Origin of the sequence: Actinoplanes sp. CA-131856 (genome assembly GCF_050956135.1) — a bacterium.
GTDB lineage: Bacteria > Actinomycetota > Actinomycetes > Mycobacteriales > Micromonosporaceae > Actinoplanes.
In genome coordinates, this window is the sequence record NZ_CP191849.1 from 10740171 (window position 1) to 10758187 (window position 18017).

Sequence of the window (18017 nt, forward strand, 5' to 3'; positions counted from 1 at the left end):
GTCGCCGGTAGGCTCGTCAATCGTGATTGACCTGCGTCTGCTTCGCGACGACCCCGACCGGATCCGCGCCAGCCAGCGAGTGCGCGGCGAGTCCACCGAGCTGGTGGACGACCTGTTGCGCGCCGACGAGGCGCGCCGTTCCGCCACCCGGCGGTTCGAGGCGATCCGGGCCGAGCAGAAATCGCTGAGCAAGCAGGTGCCCAAGGCCTCCGGCGACGAGCGGGCCGCCCTGCTCGCGCGGACGAAGGAGCTGGCGGCCGAGGTCAAGGCGGCCGAGGCTGAGACGACCGCGGCCGACGAGGCGCTGCGCCAGGCCCACCTCGCCGTGCCGAACGTGGTGCAGGAGGGCGTGCCGGCCGGCGGCGAGGACGACTTCGTCGTGCTGCGCGAGGTCGGTGACATCCCGGCCATCGAGAGCCCGAAGGACCACCTCGAGATCGGCGAGGCCCTGCGGGCGATCGACACCGAGCGCGGGGCCAAGGTCTCGGGCTCGCGGTTCTACTTCCTGACCGGCGTGGGCGCGCTGCTCCAGCTCGGCATGCTCCAGATGGCGATCGCCCAGGCGGTGGAGCACGGCTTCGTCCCGTCGATCACGCCGTCGCTGGTCAAGCCGGAGTCGATGGAGGGCACCGGCTTCCTGGGCGCGCACGCGAGCGAGATCTACCGGCTCGAGGCCGACGACCTCTACCTGGTGGGCACCTCGGAGGTGGCCCTGGCGGCGTACCACTCGAACGAGATCATCGACCTCGAGAGCGGCCCGGAGCGTTTCGCGGGCTGGTCGTCCTGCTACCGGCGCGAGGCCGGGTCGTACGGCAAGGACGTGCGCGGCATCCTGCGGGTGCACCAGTTCGACAAGGTGGAGATGTTCTCCTTCTGCAAGCCGGAGGACGCCGCCGAGGAGCACCTGCGCCTGCTCGCGATGGAGGAGGAGATGCTGGCCAAGGTCGAGATCCCCTACCGGGTGATCGACGTGGCCGCCGGCGACCTCGGATCGAGCGCCTCGCGCAAGTACGACTGCGAGGCCTGGGTGCCGTCGCAGGGCCGCTACCGCGAGGTCACCTCGACCTCGAACTGCACGACCTTCCAGGCCCGCCGGCTCAACATCCGCTACCGGGACGCGGACGGCAAGCCGCAGACCGCGGCCACGCTCAACGGCACGCTCGCGACCACCCGGTGGCTGATTCCGATCCTCGAGAACCACCAGCAGCCGGACGGCTCGGTGCGCGTCCCGAAGGCGCTTCAGCCGTACCTCGGCGGCCGGGACATTCTCGAACCCGCGCGCTAACGGGTAATACACCGTCCGGCTACCAGAAGTCATAGCCGCTGGTAGCCGGGCGGGTGTACCGTTCTCCTTCCGCCCTCCGCGGGGGTTGTGACACCCCGGAGGTATCGATGGTCAAGCCTGGACTCCCCAAACTGGTCGCGACCGATCTCGATGGCACGCTGGTTCGCAGCGACGACACCGTGTCCGCGTACACCCATGAGGTCCTCGATCGCGTCCGGGCCGCCGGCATCCGGGTCGTGGGCGCCACCGGGCGCGGCCCCCGTCTCACCTCCCTCACCCGCAACGACATCCGCGACGCCGACTTCCTCGTGATGGCGCAGGGTGGCTGGGTGCTCGACCAGGCCGAGTCCAGCTATCTGCTCCGGTCCCGCCTGCGCGGCGACGTGCTGGGCGAGGTGCTGGCCGCGATCGAGGCCGAGACCGGGCCGCTGTCCGTCATGGTGGAGGCGCTGGAGCACGACGACTCGCCGCTCTGGGGCGACTACGACCCCACCTGGCGTTACCCGGTCGTCGTCGAGCCGCGCACCCGCGCCGAGTGCTGCACGGGCGAGGTCATCAAGGCCTTCGCCCGGTCTTTCGCGTACGACGTCGACGAGCTCCTCGCGGTGGCGCGGCGCCTCGTCCCGCCGGCCGTGGCCTCGGTCACCCAGGCCGGGCTGAACTACGTCGAGATCTGCCCGGCGAACGTCGACAAGGGCACCGGCCTGGCCGTGGTGGCCGAGGCCGTCGGCGTCGACCCGGCCGACGTGCTGGTCTTCGGTGACATGCCCAACGACCTGCCGATGTTCGCCTGGGCCGGCTGGGGCCGGGTGGCCGTCGGCAACGCCCATCCCGAGCTGCTCGCGGTGGCCGATGACGTGACTCTCACCAATGATCAGGACGGGGTGGCGGTGTACCTCGACCGGCTACTGTCGAGGTGATGTCGCCTTTCAAGCTGGTCGCCTCGGATATCGACGGAACCCTCATCCACACCGACGGAACGCTGAGCAAGCGGACCATCGAGGTGCTCGACAACCTTCCCGTGCCGTTCGTCGTGGTGACCGGCCGGCCGGTCCGCTGGCTGAAGCAGCTCTTCGACCAGATGGAGGCGCCGGTCCCGGCCGTCTGCGCCAACGGCGCGGTGGTCTACGACGCGCACACCGACGAGATCCTGAGGGCCGACCCGCTCTCGGTCGACCTGCTGCTCGACGTCAGCGCCAAGCTGCGCGAGGCCGTGCCCGACGTGGCCCTCGCGGTCGAGGTCGAGGACGGCCGCGCCTTCTGGTACGAGGAGGCGTGGCCGGTGCGCTGGGAGAACGACAACCATCCGCATGTACGGGTGCTGTCCACCCCCGAGGAGCTCACCTCGGCGCCGGCCGTGAAGCTGCTGGCCCGCTCGGCCGCGCACCAGCCCGACGAGTTCCTCGAACTGGTCAGCCGCACGCTGGGCGGCGTGGCCGAGACGACCCACTCGTCGTCGACGGCGCTGGTCGAGATCTCCGCGGCCGGCGTCACCAAGGCGGCCGGCCTGGCCTGGCTCTGCGAGAACGAGGGCGTGAAGGCCGAGGAGGTCGTCGCGTTCGGCGACATGCCCAACGACATCCCGCTGCTGGCCTGGGCCGGGCACGGGGTGGCGATGGGCAACGCGCACCCCGCGGTGAAAGAGGTGGCCGACGAGGTCGGCCTGACCAACGACGAGGACGGGGTCGCGCAATATCTGCGCGACCTCTACGACCTCCCCTAGAGGTACTGACCCGTCCGGCCGCCCTCACCCTGCGGCTGGGTGGGCATGCCGGGCAGCGCGCCCATGGGCAGCGCGGGCCGGGCGCCCCCGCCGCCGCGCATCTGCTCGAGCTGGAGCCGGGCCGCCATCTGCTGGGCGACCAACGCCGCCTGGATGCCGTGGAACAGACCCTCGAGCCAGCCGACCAGCTGGGCCTGCGCGATGCGCAGCTCGGCCTCGCTGGGCGGGGTGTCGCCCTCGAACGGCAACGAGAGGCGCTCGAGCTCCTCGCGCAGCTCGGGCGCGAGGCCGTCCTCGAGCTCGGTGATCGACCGCTGGTGGATCTCGCGGAGCCGGCCCCGGCTCGCCTCGTCGAGAGGCGCCGCCCGCACCTCCTCGAGCAGCTGCTTGATCATGCTGCCAATCCGCATGACCTTGGCGGGCTGCTCGATCAGGTTGCCCGGCGCCTCGGGATCGAGCTTGCCGTCGGCGTCCATGGTGCCCAGCGGGCGCCCATCGGGGCCGACCACGATCACGGAGCCGTCTTCCTGCTTCTCCACGGTGCGGTTCTCGTCGGTCATGCGGTCTATCTTCCCGCACCCGGTCCAAACATCCGCTACGGCCTCAGCTCGGCCACGGCGCACTTGACGCTGCCGCCGCCACGCTTGAGCTCGGAGAGGTCGACGTGCACGGGGTGGTAGCCGGCCGCGCGCACCCGGTCACCCATCGCGATCGCCTCGGTGTTGAGGATCACGTGCCGGCCGTCGCTGACCAGGTTGAGCCCGAACGCCTCGGCGTCGGCCCGGTCGGCGATCACCGCGTCCGGGAAGAGCTGGGCCAGCACCCGCTGGGAGCCGGCGGAGAAGGCGCCCGGGTAGTACGCAATGGTCCGGTCGTCGAGCGCGGCCAGCGCCGTGTCGAGGTGGTAGAAGGCCGGGTCGACCAGCCGCAGCGACAGCACCGGGCGCCCGAGCACCTCCTGCGCCTCGGCGTGCGCGCTCGGATCCGTACGGAATCCATGGCCGGCCAGGACGAGGCCGCCGTAGGCGGCCGGCAAATAGGCGAAGTCGCCCTCGCCCTCGTTGATGTGGGCCGGCCCGGCGAAGCGCCAGCCGCCGGCGCCGTAGAAGGCGGCGTGCGCGTCGGCCTCGGCCGCGCGCTCCGGATAGCGGAAACGGGCGCCGTAGACCGCGCCGTCGACCGAGAACGCGCCGTTGGCCGCGTAGACCATGTCGGGCAGGCCGGGCACGGGGTCGAGCACGTGCACGGTGTGGCCCAGGTCGCCGAGCGTGTCGCGCAGAATCGTCCACTGTTTGACCGCGAGCGCCGCGTCGACCGGGACGGTCGTGTCCATCCAGGGGTTGATCGCGTATTCGACCGTGAAATGCTCCGGGGGACACATGAGATATGTCCGATTCCGCGGCTGGCGCTCGCTGTGGTTCATGACCTAGAGCGTAGGTAGGCTCGGGCGCACGAAACAGCGAGAAATCTTGCTCATCGGAGGCGAATCGTTGCAGATGGACGCGGTAGACCAGCGAATCGTTGCGTTGCTGGTGGCTGACGCGCGATCGTCGTACGCCGAGATCGGGGCCAAGGTCTCGCTGTCGGCCCCGGCCGTGAAACGCCGCGTCGACCGGCTTCGATCGAGCGGGGTGATCAAGGGTTTCACCACGGTGATCGACCCGGCCGCGGTGGGGTGGACGACCGAGGCGTTCGTCGAGCTCTTCTGCACCGGGCGGACGACTCCGGCCCAGATCACGGTGGCCACCCGGCGCCATCCCGAGGTGGTGGGGGCGTACACGGTCTCGGGCGAGGCGGACGCGCTGGTGCATCTGCGGGCGGCCGACATCGGCCACCTCGAGCAGGCGCTGGAGAAGCTGCGGGCCGAGCCGTTCGTGACCTCCACCCGCAGCATGATCGTGCTGTCCCGCTTGGTGGAGACGCCGACGCCCGTTCCGGCGCCGGAGGGAACCGCTCCCTAGGAAGCCACGTCCAACCGGACATGTCGCGTCGATCCTGGCTCTTCGCCGCACTGGCCGTCCTTCCGCTGGCCGGCTGCACCAGCTCGCCGGCTCCCTCCTCGACGTCGTCCTCGTCGCCGCCGTCCACCGTCGCGGCGCGGCCCGCCCTGAAGCTCGTCGCCTTCGACTCCTGCGCCCAGCTCGAAAGGGAGTTGCGGGCCGCGGCCAAGAAATACGGCCGGGAGCCGGTGGCCATCGACGACATGCGGGCGATGCCCGACCAGGCGCGGGGCGGCGTTCCGGCGGCCAAGTCGCATTCGGGCACCAACGTGCACGAGGCCGGCGCCGACGAGCCCGACATCGTCAAGACCGACGGCCGGCGGATCGTCACCGTCACCGGCGGCGTCCTGAAGGTGGTCGACGCGGCGAGCCGCACCCAGACCGGGCATCTTGATCTCGGCATCGAGTCGTTCGGCGAGCCGAAGGTGCTCCTCTCCGGTGATCACGCGCTTGTGCTCGTGGACGGCGGACCCTCGTACCTCAAGGACTCGGCCCGTTTGATGCGACCGGACAGCGGCCGGTCCGAGGTGTTGCTGGTCGATCTGACCGGCACGCCGCGCCTGCTCAGCCGCTATCGCGGGGACGGCTCGCTGGTCGACGCCCGGCAGACCGGCAGCGTGGCCCGGGTCGTGCTGAGCAGCACCCCGCAGATTGACTCGTGGGTCCCGGCGTGGGAGATCACGACCGGTTCCGAGCGCGCCACCGGCAAGCTCGACTGCTCCCAGGTCAGCAAGCCCGAGACGTTCACCGGCGCCTCGATGCTGCGGGTGCTGACCTTCGACCTGAACGCGACAGCGCTCAGTGACGGTTCCCCGGTGGCGCTCGTCGCCGACGGTGACGCCGTTTACGCGACGGCGAGCAGCCTCTACATCGCCAACAACGAGAGCCCGGGATTCCGGCGGATGGTCTCCTCGGCGCGCGACACCGCCCCGAGACGCGATACCGAGATCTACCGCTTCACGCTGCCGCCGAACGGCAAGCCCGTGTACGTCGCGGCCGGCAAGGTGCCCGGCACGCTGCTCAACCAATACTCGATGTCCGAATGGGACGGTCATCTGCGGGTGGCCACGACCGACCCGGCGACGGACAGCTCGGCGGTGCGGGTCCTGAAGGAGAGCGGCGGGAAGCTCGCCGAGGTCGGATCGGTGGGCGGTCTGGGCAAGGGCGAGCAGATCTATTCCGTACGTTTCACCGGCCCCCGCGGCTATGTGGTCACCTTCCGCCAGACCGATCCGCTGTACAGCCTCGACCTGGCCGACCCGGCCCACCCGCGGGTCACCGGCGAATTGAAGATCAACGGCTATTCGGCGCACCTGCAGCCGGTCGGCGAGAACCGGTTGATCGGCATCGGGCAGGAGGCGACGGCCGAGGGCCGGTCGCTCGGCACCCAGATCTCGTTGTTCGACGTGAGCGATCCGGCCGCGCCGCGCCGCCTCGACCAGCACGTCGTGCCCGGGTCGATGTCGGAGGCGGAGATCGACCCGCACGCGGTGCTGTGGTGGGAGGTGACGTCCCTGCTGGTGGTGCCGATCAGCGACGCCCGTTCGGACGGGCCGCTCGCCCTGCGCGTCACCGGCGATCAGTTGCAGTCGCCGGACCGGTTGACCATGGCCGGCCCGGTGCGCCGCTCGCTGGTGATCGGCGACGTGCTGTGGTCGGTGTCCGATTCCGGGCTGCTCGCCTCGAACGCGTCCACCCTGGACCGAATCACCTGGGTCGCCATGAAGTGACCCGGCCCCCATCACCTGGGTCGCCCTCAAGCGACCCGGCCCCTCACCTGGGTCGCCGCCAAGCGACCTGGCCATGAGCCGGGGCCCGCCCCGACCGGTCGCGGTTTCAGCCCCGCGTGACCGGCGGGACGGGCCCCACCCTTCTTCGTCTAGAGATACATCCCCGGGCGGTGGTCGTCGCTGACCGGCTCTTTCGGCGGCACGGGCTTGTCGCCCTCGCCGAAGAAGCGCTTGCCGCCGAACTCGCCGTGCAGCCGGTCGTCGAGCTCGTCGGCCAGACCGGTCATCACCTGCACGGCCAGCATGAGGTGGGTGGCCTGGAAGTTGCGGCCGAAGACCGGGATGGACGCCCAGACCGTGTCCTGCGCGCAGTAGAGGCGGCCGATCGGCATGCGGTTGGTCAGCTCGGACAACTTCACGTAGAGCTGCTCGGTCGGCTCGACCTCGGTGAGGATCGGCGAGAAGACGTCGACGAGCGGCGGGTTGTCACGCACCCGCACGAAGACCATTGCCGAGCCGGCCCGGATGCTGATGTCGCCGTCGGCGTCGAACTGCAGCTGGTCGACGGTGGTCTTGGACATGGTGGCCACGACCGTGCGCACCCGCTCGTCGAGCGGCACCACCTCGTCGGCGGCGTCGGCCAGCGCGGCGGCCAGCGTGCCGTCCTCGTCGAGGTCGTCGAGGCTGAGCTCGGCGTCGATGCTGGGCTCGTGCCGGGCCGTGCCCAGCGGAGCGGTGTCGATCGGCTCGTCGTTCTCGTCGTGCACGAGGTAGACGAGGAAGGCCGGGTGGGGCGCGCCGTAGACGTCACGCAGGGTGCGAGCGATGACGGTAGCGAACGAGCCGGACTTGTCCTGGGTGGAGCTCAGGCCGAACGAGTCGCCGGAGCCCGGGAGCACTCCCGGCGGCGACCAGCCGAGCGCGACCAGCTCGCCGATCGACGAGCGGTCCATCCGGTAGCCCTCGGGCAGCCCCGCGTTGCCGGTGGCCAGTGCCTCGACGACGCCGCCCTCGCGCACCCGGATGCTCACCGAGTAGACGGCGATGCCGGTGCCCGAGGCGGTCGGGTCGAGCGTCAGATCGATGTGCCCACCCTCCTGCAGGGTGGGAAGGAGGCCGGCCAGCGCACTGCCGAACTCACGCCACGCGTCGACGACCTTGGCCCGCAGGTCGGCCGTGGTCGGCTCGTCCAGGAAAACAGCCTCGGTGGACGCGCCCTCGGCGCTCTCTGTCGTCATGATCGTCACCTCCGTTCCCGCCACCTTATCGAGCGGCGTCCGCCCGCACGCGCCCGTATCGGAGGTTGGAACGCTCAGGCCGTGCCGCTCTGCTCACCGGTCCAGCTCAGAGCGAGCGCCTTGAGCTTGTCGGCCGCTTCAGCCGGATCGGCGCCACGACCAACAGCCAGCCCCAGGATGTACGCCGACACCGGCGCCCCCGGCCGCACCACGTTGTGGGCCACATCCTTGGCCAGCCCGAGCACAGCCCCCGTGGGCACCTCAGCCGGATCGACAGCCAGCTCAGCCGCCGCCACCTTGATCCAAGCGTCGAGATCACTCACCGAACCCGCTCCTCTCGTTCACCGGCAGTGCTGGTCAGCGGGCCCATTCTTCGGCGGTGCGCAGGTCGTCGTCGGTGTCGCAGTCGAACCAGGGCGGCGGCCCCGGGCGGCGCCACGAGACCTCGGCCACCCGCAGATGTTCCATGAGCTCGCGCACCGAGGCGCCGTTGAGCCCACCGCGTTCCTGGGCCAGCTTGTCGATGGCCTCGCGCAGTCGAGCCGTACGCCACACCCCGCAGAGCATCTGCCGCCGCCCCTCGGCGTCGCGGTAGACCGCGCCCTGCATGGGCGCCGACTCCGCGGTCAACCGCAGCACGTCGATCGCCTCGCCGGTGAGGAACGGCAGGTCGGCCGCGAGCAGCGCGGTGAAGGTGACATCCTCGGGCACCAGCTTGAGCCCCGCCGCCGTGGCCGCCACGGGCCCACCACCGGGCGGGTCCTCACGCGTCGAATGCACCGGCACGGGCAGGTCGGGCGGCACCGGCCCGACGACGACGCGGGGGTCGGCGTCGTGCACGGCGGCCAGCACTCTGGTCAGCATGGATTGACCGGCCACGGGAATGGTCGGCTTGTCCGCGCCACCCATCCGCCGCGCCGCACCACCGGCCAGCACCACCGCAGCAAATCCCCCCACGTACGTACCGTATCCCGACCGCGTGTCGAGCGTGACCGCGCGCTCAGTTACCTGTGGCGGATCACTCCCGCCCACCTGTCGAGTGGATCTCCCCACCGCCTGGTAGCGCCCCACTCACCACCCGTTCCCCGGCGACAACCGGCCCGCGCCTGTGGCGGAACACTCGTCGGCGGCGGTCCGCCCGCCGCGACGCCGGGCGCGGACCGGCCTACGCTCGACGCATGGCGAGGACGATGACCCGGCGGCCGGTCGTGAAGATCAACCTGGACGCGGCCGGGGCGCCCCGCCGCCGCCCGGACGACCTCGCCGCCGAGGAACCGCTGGAGATCCGCGTCCGCAAGGAGCCGCTGGCCGTCACCATGCGCACGCCCGGTCAGGACATCGATCTGGCCATGGGCTTCCTCCTCACCGAGGGCGTCATCCGCTCGGCCGCCGACGTGGTCACCGCCCAGCTCTGCGCCGGCACCGACACTCCGAACACCTACAACGTGGTCGACATCGTGCTCGGCGCCGACGTGCCCCCACCGGTCACCGACCCGAGCCGGAACTTCTACACCACCAGCTCGTGCGGCGTCTGCGGCAAGGCGAGCATCGACGCCGTCCGCACGAAGTCCCGCTTCGACGTGGCCGCCGACCCCCTCACCGTCCCCGCCACCACCCTGGCCGCCCTGCCCGACCGCCTGCGTGCCGCCCAGCGCACCTTCGACCGCACCGGCGGCCTGCACGCGGCCGGCCTGTTCACCGCCGACGGCGAGCTGGTCGTGCTCCGCGAGGACGTCGGCCGGCACAACGCGGTCGACAAGGTGATCGGCTGGGCGGCACGCGAGGGCCGCCTGCCACTGACCGGGCACCTCCTGCTGGTTTCGGGCCGGGCCAGCTTCGAGCTCACTCAGAAGGCCTGGATGGCCGGCCTGCCGATGCTCGCGGCCGTCTCCGCCCCGAGCACCCTCGCGGCCGAGCTGGCCGACGAAGCCGGCATGACACTCGTCGGCTTCCTCCGTGGTCAGAGCATGAACGTCTACACTTCGCCACAGCGAGTCACCGTCTGATCACACGACCCCTCCGTCCGTCAGGTCCGGCCTCGGCACCTTCGACGACGGGGCTTTCTCATGGCGCTCTCCCGCCGCTCCTTCCTGGTCGGCTCGCTCGCGGCGGGCATGCCCCCGGTCCGCCCGCGCGGGCCCGTGCGAACCGATCCCTTCACCCTCGGCGTCGCCTCGGGTGACCCCTCCGAGGACGGCTTCGTCCTCTGGACGCGGCTCGCCCCGGAACCACTGGCCCCCGACGGGTTCGCGGGCATGCCGGCCCGCGACGTCCCGGTGGACTGGGAGGTCGCCACCGATGAGGGATTCCGCCGCGTCGTACGCCGCGGCGTCCAGGTCGCCCGCCCCGACTTCGGCCACTCCGTCCACGTCGAGCTGACCCACCTCGAGGCGGGCCGCGAATACTTTTACCGCTTCCGGGCCGATCGCCATCTCTCCCCGCCCGGGCGCACCCGGACCGCCCCGGCGGCGACGGCCCGGCCCGGCTCGCTGGCGATGTCGTTCGCCTCCTGCGCGCAGTACGAGCACGGCTACTTCACCGCCTATCGCCGCCTGGCCGAGGACGAGCCCGAGCTGATCCTCCAGCTCGGCGACTACTTCTACGAGTACGAGGCCGGCTCCTATCTGCTGCCCGGCGGCAACCCGCGCGACCACGAGGGCCCGGAGACGCGCACGCTCGCGGATTACCGCCGTCGGCACGCCCAGTACAAGACCGACCCGGACCTCCAGGCGGCGCACGCGGTGGCGCCGTGGGCCGTCGTCTTCGACGACCACGAGGTGAGCAACAACTGGGCCGGCGGAAGCACCGACCCCGGCCTCCCCGCGCGGCGCACGGCCGCCTTCCAGGCCTACTACGAGAACATGCCGCTGCGGCGCTCCTCGATCCCGGACGGGCCGGGCATCAAGATCCACCGCCGCCTCCACTGGGGCCGGCTGGCCACCTTCCACCTGCTCGACACCCGGCAGTTCCGCGACGACCAGGCTTGCGGCGACGGCTATCGGGACTGCCCCGCCGCGGCCGACCCGGCCCGCTCGATCACCGGCCCGGAGCAGGAGCGATGGCTGCTCGACGGTTTCCGCGCGTCGGACGCCCACTGGGACGTGCTGGCCCAGCAGGTCTTTTTCGCCCAGCGCGACAGCGACCCGGGCCCGGCCAGGGTGACCAGCATGGACGCCTGGGACGGGTACGCGGCCTCGCGTGAGCGGATCACCCGCGGTTGGCTGGACGCGGGCGTACGGAACGCTGTCGTCCTCACCGGCGACGTCCACTCGCACTGGGCCAACGAGCTCAAGGAGGATTACGCCGACCCGTCCTCGCGCACCGTCGGCACCGAGCTGGTCTGCTCGTCGACCACCTCCAACGGCGACGGCGCCGACACACCGGACGGCCGCCACCCGTGGGCCGCCTGGAATCCGCACCTGCGCTTCCACAACAGCCAGCGCGGTTATGTACGGACCCGGATCGAGCCCGGCACGATGACCGCCGACTTCCGCGTGCTGCCCTACGTGACCATGCCGGGCGCGCCGGTGCACACCCGGGCCTCCTTCGCGATCGAGGACCGGAGCCCCGGTCTCCACCAGCTCTCCGACGCGCCGACCCCTCCGGTCGCGGCCCGGTCGGCCGCTCCGGCCGATCTCGCCCGCGAGACGATCCGCCAGGAGACCGTGCGCCCCTGACCGGTTCACCGCAGCCTCCGCTCACCACACCGCGCGGCCGGCCGGCTCGGGAGGGCCGGTGGAGAAGGCGGCGCCAGGTCCTCGACCGCGTCCGGTCCGATGCCCGCCGCCAGGAGGCCGTCGAGCACGCCGAGCATCCGGTGACCGGGGTCCTCCCGCAGGCCGCGGTCGAGCGCGACGCGGGCCAGCGACCCGTTGCCGGACCGCCACGCGACGTAGGCCAGCAGCGCCGCCGGGCCGGCCACGAACGCCGGCTCGACCCGTCGCACCAGGCCGTTCCACAGGTCGAGCCGCCACGGCTCCGGGCCGAACCGGTCCAGCGCGTATCCGGCCACCCACGCGTCGGCCAGCAGCACACCCAGCCAGGCCGCCTCGTCGTCGGTGAGCTCACCCCTCGCCCGATATCGCGCCTCGGCCGCGCGGACCGCCTCTCGCCCGGCCTGGCGGGCCGGGCGCCCCTCCGCTCGGAGCTCGGCCATCCGGACACGCGCCCGGGCCGTGGCCACCACCATGGACGCGCGGGCCTCGCCCTCGACCGGGGCCACGGAGGCGACGAGGGCCTTGCGGTCGGGCAGCGCCACCATGCCGCGGAAGACGGCGGTGGCGGCGACGGGATGGTGGGCCGGCAGGCACGGATTGCCGTCGGGTGGGTTGCAGCACCACGCCGTGCACACATAGGACCACCAGCGCCCCTCGGTCACGCGCAGCGCGTCGAACACGATCAGTCCGGCCCGCTCGAGCGCGGCCAGGGTGCGTGTGACGGCCTCGGTGACACGCGTGGGCGGGCCGTACCCGATGATCGCGAAGTAGTGGGACGGCTGGGCCACCGCGACGGCGACCAGCGGCTCGGCGTCGATGTCGTCGCCCGGCGGGGGCAGGTCGTGGCGGGCCGCGAACCCGACCACGCCGTCACGGACGCCGATGACGACGACGCTGTCGGTGGGATGGAACCCGATCACATACGACGTGACGGTGATCAGCTCGGCGGGGTGGCGAACGGTGATCGAGCACTCGGGCGTCATGCCGGCACTCTGCTCCGATCGGCCGGGCCGGGGCGTGCCGAATCGTCAGGCTGTGGACGACACGTGGTTATCCACAGGCGCGGCCGTCACTAGGAGCGGAACTGCATGTCGTGCAGTTCGAGCCCTTCCTCCTGGCGCGCATGCGGGGCGCGGTCGAGGTCGAGGGTGAGCTCGATCGACGAGACCACGTCGTAGCCGGCGGCGTGCAGGCTGCGGATCGCGTCGACGTTGCGCGACTCGGGCGAGATGGTCAGCTGGGTCATGTTGCGCCGCCGCGCTTCGTTCGCGACGTGGCGCAGCAGCTTGCGGCCGACGCCCTTGTGCCGATGCGAGATGGTCACCACGATCGGCTCGACCTCACCCGCCCGGCCGCGCAGCACGAGCCCGACCAGGCCGATCACGCCGTCGTCGGGATGGTCGGCGACCCACAGGCCGCCCAGGTCGAGCCGGGTCAGATATTCCTCGAAGCCCTCGCCGCCGTCCTGATCGGGCTCGCCGTACATCTGGTTGTGCTGGTTCGTCAGTTCGGCCCACAGGCGACGGCCCGCGGAGTGGTCACTCGGACGGTACGAACGCACTGTGACAGGGCTCATGCCGACATTTTGACTCCGATTTCGGGCAGCCGTAAGCCGAAGCGGAAGATAAGGCCGTGGACCAGGCGTACTTGCGCGCGCACCCCGAGCATCTACCGACATTTCTCACCCACCAGCGCATCCGGGAGACGCCGGTGGGCGGCGGCAGCGTCGCGGCCGCGAACCGGCTGACCTTGGACGACGGCACCTCGCTGTTCGCGAAGACGTGGCGTTCGGGCACGGCGCCCGAGGGCTTCTTCGCCGCCGAGGCGGCCGGTCTCTCGTGGCTCCGGGAGGCCGGCGCCCCCGTACCGGAAACGATCGTGGCTCTTCCCGGGATCATCGCCCTGGAGTGGATCGAGCCGGGTGAGCCGAGCCGGGACGGGGCCGAGCGGCTGGGCCGTGATCTCGCCGCTCTGCACCGCTCGGAAGCCGGGGCCTTCGGTGCCGCGTGGCCCGGGTTCATCGGCCCGCTTCCGCTGGACAACACCCTCTCACCCGGCCCCTGGGGTCCTTGGTTCGCCGAGCGCCGCCTGGTGCCGTACCTCAAGATCTCGGCCGATCGCGGCGCACTCACCGCGACCGAAGTCGCTCTGGTCGAGAGCATTTGCCAGAGGCTGGAGGCGTACGAGGACAGCGCGGCACCCAGCCGCACGCACGGAGATCTCTGGCCGGGGAATGTGCTGTGGGCGTCGGACGGGCGAGCCTGGCTCATCGATCCGGCCGCGCAGGGCGGTCACCGCGAGACCGACCTGGCCGAGCTGGCGCTGTTCGGCGGCGTGGCCCACCTGAAGACGGTGATCGCCGCTTATCAGGAGGCATATCCGCTGGCCGAGGGCTGGCGGACGCGTGTGCCACTGCATCAGATGCACCTGCTGCTCGTGCACACCGCCGCCTTCGGCGAGAGCTATCGAGAGACCGTACGCCTGACGGCCGAGGCCGCCCTGCGAGCTGTGTGATCGATCTCGGTTGTCCACAGGCCGAAATCAGCAGCGGCGATCCGCCCCGCGAACGGATAGATTCGTTGGGTGAGCAAGCGGTGGAGGTCCCGGTGAATGTGCTCGCCGACCGATTCGGACGGGTGGCGACCGATCTGCGCGTCTCACTCACCGACCGCTGCAACCTCCGCTGCACGTACTGCATGCCGGAGGAAGGCCTGGCCTGGCTCCCCAAGCAGGATCAGCTGACCGACGACGAGGTGGTCCGGCTGATCCGGATCGGCGTCGAGCGGCTGGGCATCCAGGACGTGCGGTTCACCGGCGGCGAGCCGCTGCTGCGCCGCGGGCTGGTGGGCATCATCCAGGCGTCGGCGCGGCTGACGCCCCGGCCGCGGCTCATGCTGACGACGAACGGCATCGGGCTCGAGCGGCTGGCCGAGCCACTGCGCGACGCCGGCCTCGACCGCGTGAACGTCTCCCTCGACACGCTCGACCCCGATCGCTTCAAGGCGCTGACCCGCCGCGACCGTCACGCCGACGTCCTCCGGGGACTCAAAGCGGCCGCGGCGGCCGGCCTGACGCCCGTGAAGATCAATACGGTCCTCATGCGGGGCATCAACGACGACGAGGCGCCGGAGCTGCTGCGGTTCGCCCTCGATCACGGATATCAGCTGCGCTTCATCGAGCAGATGCCGCTCGACGCCCAACACCAGTGGGACCGGCACACGATGGTCACGGCCGAGCAGATCCTGGCCGACCTCCAGCCGTTCGGTCTGCGGCCCGATTCGGTTTCACGTGGAACAGCGCCGGCCGAGACCTGGCTCGTCCCCGGCCACGTCGACGCCGCCGGCGAACCGGCCCGCGTCGGTGTCATCGGGTCGGTGACCAGGCCTTTCTGCGGCGACTGCGACCGTACGAGGCTGACCGCCGACGGCCAGGTGCGCGACTGCCTGTTCGCCACCAAGGAGAGCGACCTGCGCGACCTCATGCGTGGCGGCGCCACCGACGAGGAACTGGCCACGGCGTGGCAGGTCGCCATGCGCGGCAAGCGGGCCGGGCACGGCATCGACGATCCGAGCTTCCTGCAGCCGGCCCGTCCCATGTCCGCGATCGGAGGATAGGTGGCCACCACGCTGACCGTCCGGTATTTCGCCGGTGCCCGGGCCGCCGCCGGTGGCGTGTCGGCCGAGCCGGTCGAGGCCGGCTCCCTTCACGAGCTGAAGCAGGCGCTGACCGATCGTCATGGCGAGCGCCTCGGGGTGGTCCTCAAGGCGGCCAGTTTCCTGGTCGACGGCTTGGCCTGTCACGACGCGCAGGCGCCGTTGCCGGCCGGCGCGACGGTCGACGTGCTCCCGCCGTTCGCCGGCGGCTGATTCCGCGCTCACGCGGGCCGTTCCGCTCCGACACCGTCGACGCTTAGCCGGCGAAGAAACCGCGACAGGGGCGAGCCGGCCACACCTGGCTACGCTGCTCGGCGTGCTCGATGCGGCGGTAGCGGCAGACGCGGTGGTGGCAGCCTTCGGACTGGGACGGGCCACGGGGCCGCTCGCAGCGCTGAGCTATCGCAGCTCTCAGACCTGGACCCTGTCGAGCCGGAGCGGCCGGATTCTGGTCAAGCACGTGGCGGCCGAGGACTGGCGGGACGACTTCGAGCGGGCGATGCGATTCGAGGAGAAGGCCCTCGCCGCCGGGGTCGCGATGGCCCGGCCCGTGTCACCCGAGCTGCCGGCGGTCGGCTTTGCGGCTGATGTCGAGGGGATCGGCCTGGTTCGCGTCTACGAGTGGATCGACGGGCGGCCGCTCGACGACACCGACGACGTGAGTGCCTGGCTGGGCTCGACGCTGGCCCGGCTGCACCAGATCGAACCGAGCGACCGCCGGGACGCGGCGCCCGATTGGTACCGGCTGGACGACCACGATCTGTGGGACGGGTGGCTGCGGGCGGGCGAGCACAAGCCCTGGGCGCCGAGCTTGCGGGCGGGCCTGGCCGACATCCTCAGCGCCGCGACCTGGGTCTCGCGGGCGTTCTCGGAGGCCGGCGACTACGTGGTGACCCACCGGGACGTCGAGCCGTGGAACGTGCTCATGACCGCCGACGGCCCGGTGCTGATCGACTGGGATGTCGCTGGGCCGGACAGCGCCCGGCTGGAAGCCGCGCAAGCGACGCTGAGCTTCTCCACCCGGGCCGGGATGCCCGATCCGGGAGTGGTCCGGCGGACCGTCCAGGCCTACGTCGACGGGGGCGGTCGCCCCTTCTCGGGGGCCGACGTGATGGTTCGGCGGGTGGGGCTGCGGCTCGGGCGCCTGGCCGAGCGGCTCCGCATGTCGCTGGGCCGTCAGCCGCTGGGGCCTCATGACCGGGCCGAGGTCGAGGCCCGCGCCACCGCCCAGATAACCGACATGCCGGAATTCGTCAGGCAGGTGCGGCTCTTCGGTGCCGCCCTGGGTGAGTTCGGATAGGCGACGAGCGGAAAACTGTCAGAGGGTCCCTGTAGCGTGCCCTTCGAGCTCGCCGGTGCCCGCGCGCACCTGGCAGGAGACTCTCAGCGGCAATCGGGAGACTTGCTGGGTTCACACGCGGTTGGGGAGGGACATTGGCAGCGTTCGTCGGGCTGATCTTCGTGGTCATCGGCCTCATCCACTTCTATTTGTGGAAGCGGCTGGTCAAAGACCCGATGCGGTCACGCACAGCGCGCCGGGCCGGTGCCGTGATCGCCGTTCTGCTGGCGGTGCTCGTGCCGGCCACGCTGATCGGGGTCCGGTCGGGGGCGGTGCAGTGGCTGGCCTGGCCCGGCTACCTGTGGATCGCGTTGATGTTCTACCTGCTGGTGACGCTGGCCGTGCTCGAGATTCCGCGGCTCGTGGTGCTGTTGGTGTGGCGCTCCCGCCGGCGTGACAAAGCCGAGACACCTGTCCTGGCCACCGCCGGGGGCCTGGGTGGCGCCGATGCGGCGGCCGCAACCGACAAGAAAGCCGGCGAAGAAGACGGGATCGATCGGCGGCTGCTCCTGGCCCGTGGGGCGGCGATCTTCGCGGGGCTCACGGCGGCGTCGGTGACCGGCTACGGGGTCAAGACCGCGCTCGGCGGCCCCCGCATCGACCGGCTTCAGCTGCCGCTCGCGAAACTGCCCCGTGGCATGGACGGCTTCCGGATGGCGGTGGTCTCCGACATCCACCTCGGGCCGCTGACCGGCGTCAATCACGCGCGGCGGATCGTCGACCAGATCAATTCGGTGCAGGCGGACATCGTGTGCGTCGTCGGTGACCTTGTGGACGGCAGCGTGGCGGAACTGGGGCGGTTCGCGGCACCGCTGGCCGAGATCGAGTCGCGGCGTGGGGCGTTCTTCGTGACCGGTAATCATGAGTACTACTCCGGCTATCAGGAGTGGGTCGAGGAGGTGGCACGGCTCGGCATCCGGCCGCTGCGCAACGAGCGGGTCGAGATCGACGGGCTCGACCTGGCCGGCGTGAACGATCTCGGTGGGGCCGAGCACGGCGACGCGCCCGATTTCGCCCGCGCGCTGGGTGATCGGGACGCCGCCAAGCCGGTCGTCCTGATGGCCCACCAGCCCGTGGCCGTGCACGACGCCGCCCCGTTCGGGGTCGATCTTCAGGTTTCCGGGCACACGCACGGCGGCCAGATGGCACCCTTCAACCTGCTGGTGCGGCTGGAGCAGCCGGTAGTGTCCGGGCTCGGCCGGGTGGACGGGGTGCCGGTCTACGTGACCAACGGCGCCGGCTTCTGGGGTCCGCCCGTGCGGGTCGGTGCGCCGCCTCAGGTCAGCGTGATCGAGTTGCGCTCGACGTGAGATGTGATCGACCTGATGCGGTC

Annotated in this window: 19 protein-coding genes; 12 read left to right on the plus strand and 7 right to left on the minus strand. The window is 71.2% G+C overall.

Going from position 1 to position 18017, the window contains the following annotated elements; all coding sequences use genetic code 11:
- The first annotated feature begins 22 nt into the window (after window positions 1–22).
- From serS to ACQP2X_RS49455, 3 genes are all read left to right on the plus strand, one after another.
- Complete coding sequence (serS, locus tag ACQP2X_RS49445; protein WP_498693400.1) at window positions 23–1285, plus strand: serine--tRNA ligase; 1263 nt, start codon at window positions 23–25, stop codon at window positions 1283–1285.
- Window positions 1286–1392: 107 nt separating this feature from the next.
- Window positions 1393–2205 (plus strand): HAD family hydrolase, encoded by an 813-nt coding sequence (locus tag ACQP2X_RS49450; protein ID WP_498693401.1) that lies wholly within the window; start codon window positions 1393–1395, stop codon window positions 2203–2205.
- Window positions 2205–3008: an HAD family hydrolase gene (locus ACQP2X_RS49455; protein ID WP_498693403.1), complete on the plus strand. Its 804-nt coding sequence runs from the start codon at window positions 2205–2207 to the stop codon at window positions 3006–3008. The genes ACQP2X_RS49450 and ACQP2X_RS49455 overlap by 1 nt, the downstream gene beginning before the upstream one ends.
- Here the strand turns inward: ACQP2X_RS49455 and ACQP2X_RS49460 are convergent.
- Both ACQP2X_RS49460 and ddaH read right to left on the minus strand, forming a co-directional pair.
- Window positions 3005–3568, minus strand: coding sequence for a bacterial proteasome activator family protein (locus ACQP2X_RS49460; RefSeq protein ID WP_498693405.1), 564 nt, complete (start codon window positions 3566–3568; stop codon window positions 3005–3007). The two genes, ACQP2X_RS49455 and ACQP2X_RS49460, sit on opposite strands and share 4 nt — an antisense overlap.
- Before the next feature lie 35 nt (window positions 3569–3603).
- Window positions 3604–4431: a dimethylargininase gene (ddaH, locus tag ACQP2X_RS49465; RefSeq protein ID WP_498693408.1), complete on the minus strand. Its 828-nt coding sequence runs from the start codon at window positions 4429–4431 to the stop codon at window positions 3604–3606.
- A 67-nt stretch (window positions 4432–4498) separates the two neighbouring features.
- On the opposite strand from ddaH, the gene ACQP2X_RS49470 reads away from it, so the two are divergent.
- Window positions 4499–4969: an Lrp/AsnC family transcriptional regulator gene (locus ACQP2X_RS49470; RefSeq protein ID WP_498701323.1), complete on the plus strand. Its 471-nt coding sequence runs from the start codon at window positions 4499–4501 to the stop codon at window positions 4967–4969.
- A 20-nt stretch (window positions 4970–4989) separates the two neighbouring features.
- Entirely contained in the window at window positions 4990–6738 is a 1749-nt protein-coding gene (locus tag ACQP2X_RS49475) for a beta-propeller domain-containing protein (protein WP_498693410.1), read from the plus strand.
- A gap of 149 nt (window positions 6739–6887) precedes the next feature.
- Here ACQP2X_RS49475 and ACQP2X_RS49480 read toward each other — a convergent pair whose 3' ends face one another.
- The 3 genes from ACQP2X_RS49480 to mobA form a co-directional block, all read right to left on the minus strand.
- Window positions 6888–7976: a T3SS (YopN, CesT) and YbjN peptide-binding chaperone 1 gene (locus tag ACQP2X_RS49480; protein ID WP_498693411.1), complete on the minus strand. Its 1089-nt coding sequence runs from the start codon at window positions 7974–7976 to the stop codon at window positions 6888–6890.
- A gap of 74 nt (window positions 7977–8050) precedes the next feature.
- Entirely contained in the window at window positions 8051–8299 is a 249-nt protein-coding gene (locus ACQP2X_RS49485; protein WP_498693412.1) for a DUF6457 domain-containing protein, read from the minus strand.
- A gap of 34 nt (window positions 8300–8333) precedes the next feature.
- The gene (gene mobA, locus ACQP2X_RS49490) at window positions 8334–8885 is read right to left on the minus strand and encodes a molybdenum cofactor guanylyltransferase (protein WP_498701325.1); all 552 of its coding nucleotides are present in this window, start codon (window positions 8883–8885) and stop codon (window positions 8334–8336) included.
- 269 nt (window positions 8886–9154) lie between these two features.
- Between mobA and fdhD the strand changes: the two genes are divergently transcribed.
- Together fdhD and ACQP2X_RS49500 are read left to right on the plus strand one after the other, a co-directional pair.
- The gene (gene fdhD / locus ACQP2X_RS49495) at window positions 9155–9982 is read left to right on the plus strand and encodes a formate dehydrogenase accessory sulfurtransferase FdhD (protein ID WP_498693414.1); all 828 of its coding nucleotides are present in this window, start codon (window positions 9155–9157) and stop codon (window positions 9980–9982) included.
- 60 nt (window positions 9983–10042) lie between these two features.
- On the plus strand, window positions 10043–11653 hold the full coding sequence (locus ACQP2X_RS49500) for an alkaline phosphatase D family protein (protein WP_498693416.1): 1611 nt from the start codon (window positions 10043–10045) through the stop codon (window positions 11651–11653).
- Between the two features lie 5 nt (window positions 11654–11658).
- On the opposite strand, the gene ACQP2X_RS49505 is transcribed toward ACQP2X_RS49500, so the two are convergent.
- Both ACQP2X_RS49505 and ACQP2X_RS49510 read right to left on the minus strand, forming a co-directional pair.
- Window positions 11659–12675 (minus strand): DUF4192 domain-containing protein, encoded by a 1017-nt coding sequence (locus tag ACQP2X_RS49505; RefSeq protein ID WP_498693418.1) that lies wholly within the window; start codon window positions 12673–12675, stop codon window positions 11659–11661.
- An 89-nt stretch (window positions 12676–12764) separates the two neighbouring features.
- Window positions 12765–13268 (minus strand): GNAT family N-acetyltransferase, encoded by a 504-nt coding sequence (locus ACQP2X_RS49510; protein WP_498693420.1) that lies wholly within the window; start codon window positions 13266–13268, stop codon window positions 12765–12767.
- 56 nt (window positions 13269–13324) lie between these two features.
- On the opposite strand from ACQP2X_RS49510, the gene ACQP2X_RS49515 reads away from it, so the two are divergent.
- From ACQP2X_RS49515 to ACQP2X_RS49535, 5 genes are all read left to right on the plus strand, one after another.
- Complete coding sequence (locus tag ACQP2X_RS49515) at window positions 13325–14206, plus strand: fructosamine kinase family protein (protein ID WP_498693422.1); 882 nt, start codon at window positions 13325–13327, stop codon at window positions 14204–14206.
- A gap of 92 nt (window positions 14207–14298) precedes the next feature.
- Window positions 14299–15306, plus strand: coding sequence for a GTP 3',8-cyclase MoaA (moaA, locus tag ACQP2X_RS49520; RefSeq protein WP_498693423.1), 1008 nt, complete (start codon window positions 14299–14301; stop codon window positions 15304–15306).
- On the plus strand, window positions 15307–15558 hold the full coding sequence (locus ACQP2X_RS49525) for a MoaD/ThiS family protein (protein WP_498693424.1): 252 nt from the start codon (window positions 15307–15309) through the stop codon (window positions 15556–15558).
- Window positions 15559–15661: 103 nt separating this feature from the next.
- A complete protein-coding gene (locus ACQP2X_RS49530; protein ID WP_498693426.1) occupies window positions 15662–16645 on the plus strand; it encodes an aminoglycoside phosphotransferase family protein in 984 nt (327 codons plus the stop codon).
- A gap of 134 nt (window positions 16646–16779) precedes the next feature.
- Complete coding sequence (locus ACQP2X_RS49535; protein ID WP_498693427.1) at window positions 16780–17994, plus strand: metallophosphoesterase; 1215 nt, start codon at window positions 16780–16782, stop codon at window positions 17992–17994.
- The last annotated feature ends 23 nt before the right edge of the window (window positions 17995–18017 follow it).

What these genes read in the sequence shown, in the direction of transcription:
- ACQP2X_RS49450 (WP_498693401.1), top strand. Translation starts at nt 1,393, where the DNA reads ATGGTCAAGCCTGGACTCCCCAAACTGGTCGCGACCGATCTCGATGGC.
- ACQP2X_RS49475 (WP_498693410.1), top strand. Translation starts at nt 4,990, where the DNA reads ATGTCGCGTCGATCCTGGCTCTTCGCCGCACTGGCCGTCCTTCCGCTG.
- ACQP2X_RS49455 (WP_498693403.1), top strand. Translation starts at nt 2,205, where the DNA reads ATGTCGCCTTTCAAGCTGGTCGCCTCGGATATCGACGGAACCCTCATC.
- fdhD (WP_498693414.1), top strand. Translation starts at nt 9,155, where the DNA reads ATGGCGAGGACGATGACCCGGCGGCCGGTCGTGAAGATCAACCTGGAC.
- ACQP2X_RS49480 (WP_498693411.1), bottom strand. Translation starts at nt 7,976, where the DNA reads ATGACGACAGAGAGCGCCGAGGGCGCGTCCACCGAGGCTGTTTTCCTG.
- ACQP2X_RS49460 (WP_498693405.1), bottom strand. Translation starts at nt 3,568, where the DNA reads ATGACCGACGAGAACCGCACCGTGGAGAAGCAGGAAGACGGCTCCGTG.
- ACQP2X_RS49505 (WP_498693418.1), bottom strand. Translation starts at nt 12,675, where the DNA reads ATGACGCCCGAGTGCTCGATCACCGTTCGCCACCCCGCCGAGCTGATC.
- mobA (WP_498701325.1), bottom strand. Translation starts at nt 8,885, where the DNA reads ATGGGTGGCGCGGACAAGCCGACCATTCCCGTGGCCGGTCAATCCATG.
- ACQP2X_RS49500 (WP_498693416.1), top strand. Translation starts at nt 10,043, where the DNA reads ATGGCGCTCTCCCGCCGCTCCTTCCTGGTCGGCTCGCTCGCGGCGGGC.
- ACQP2X_RS49510 (WP_498693420.1), bottom strand. Translation starts at nt 13,268, where the DNA reads ATGAGCCCTGTCACAGTGCGTTCGTACCGTCCGAGTGACCACTCCGCG.
- ddaH (WP_498693408.1), bottom strand. Translation starts at nt 4,431, where the DNA reads ATGAACCACAGCGAGCGCCAGCCGCGGAATCGGACATATCTCATGTGT.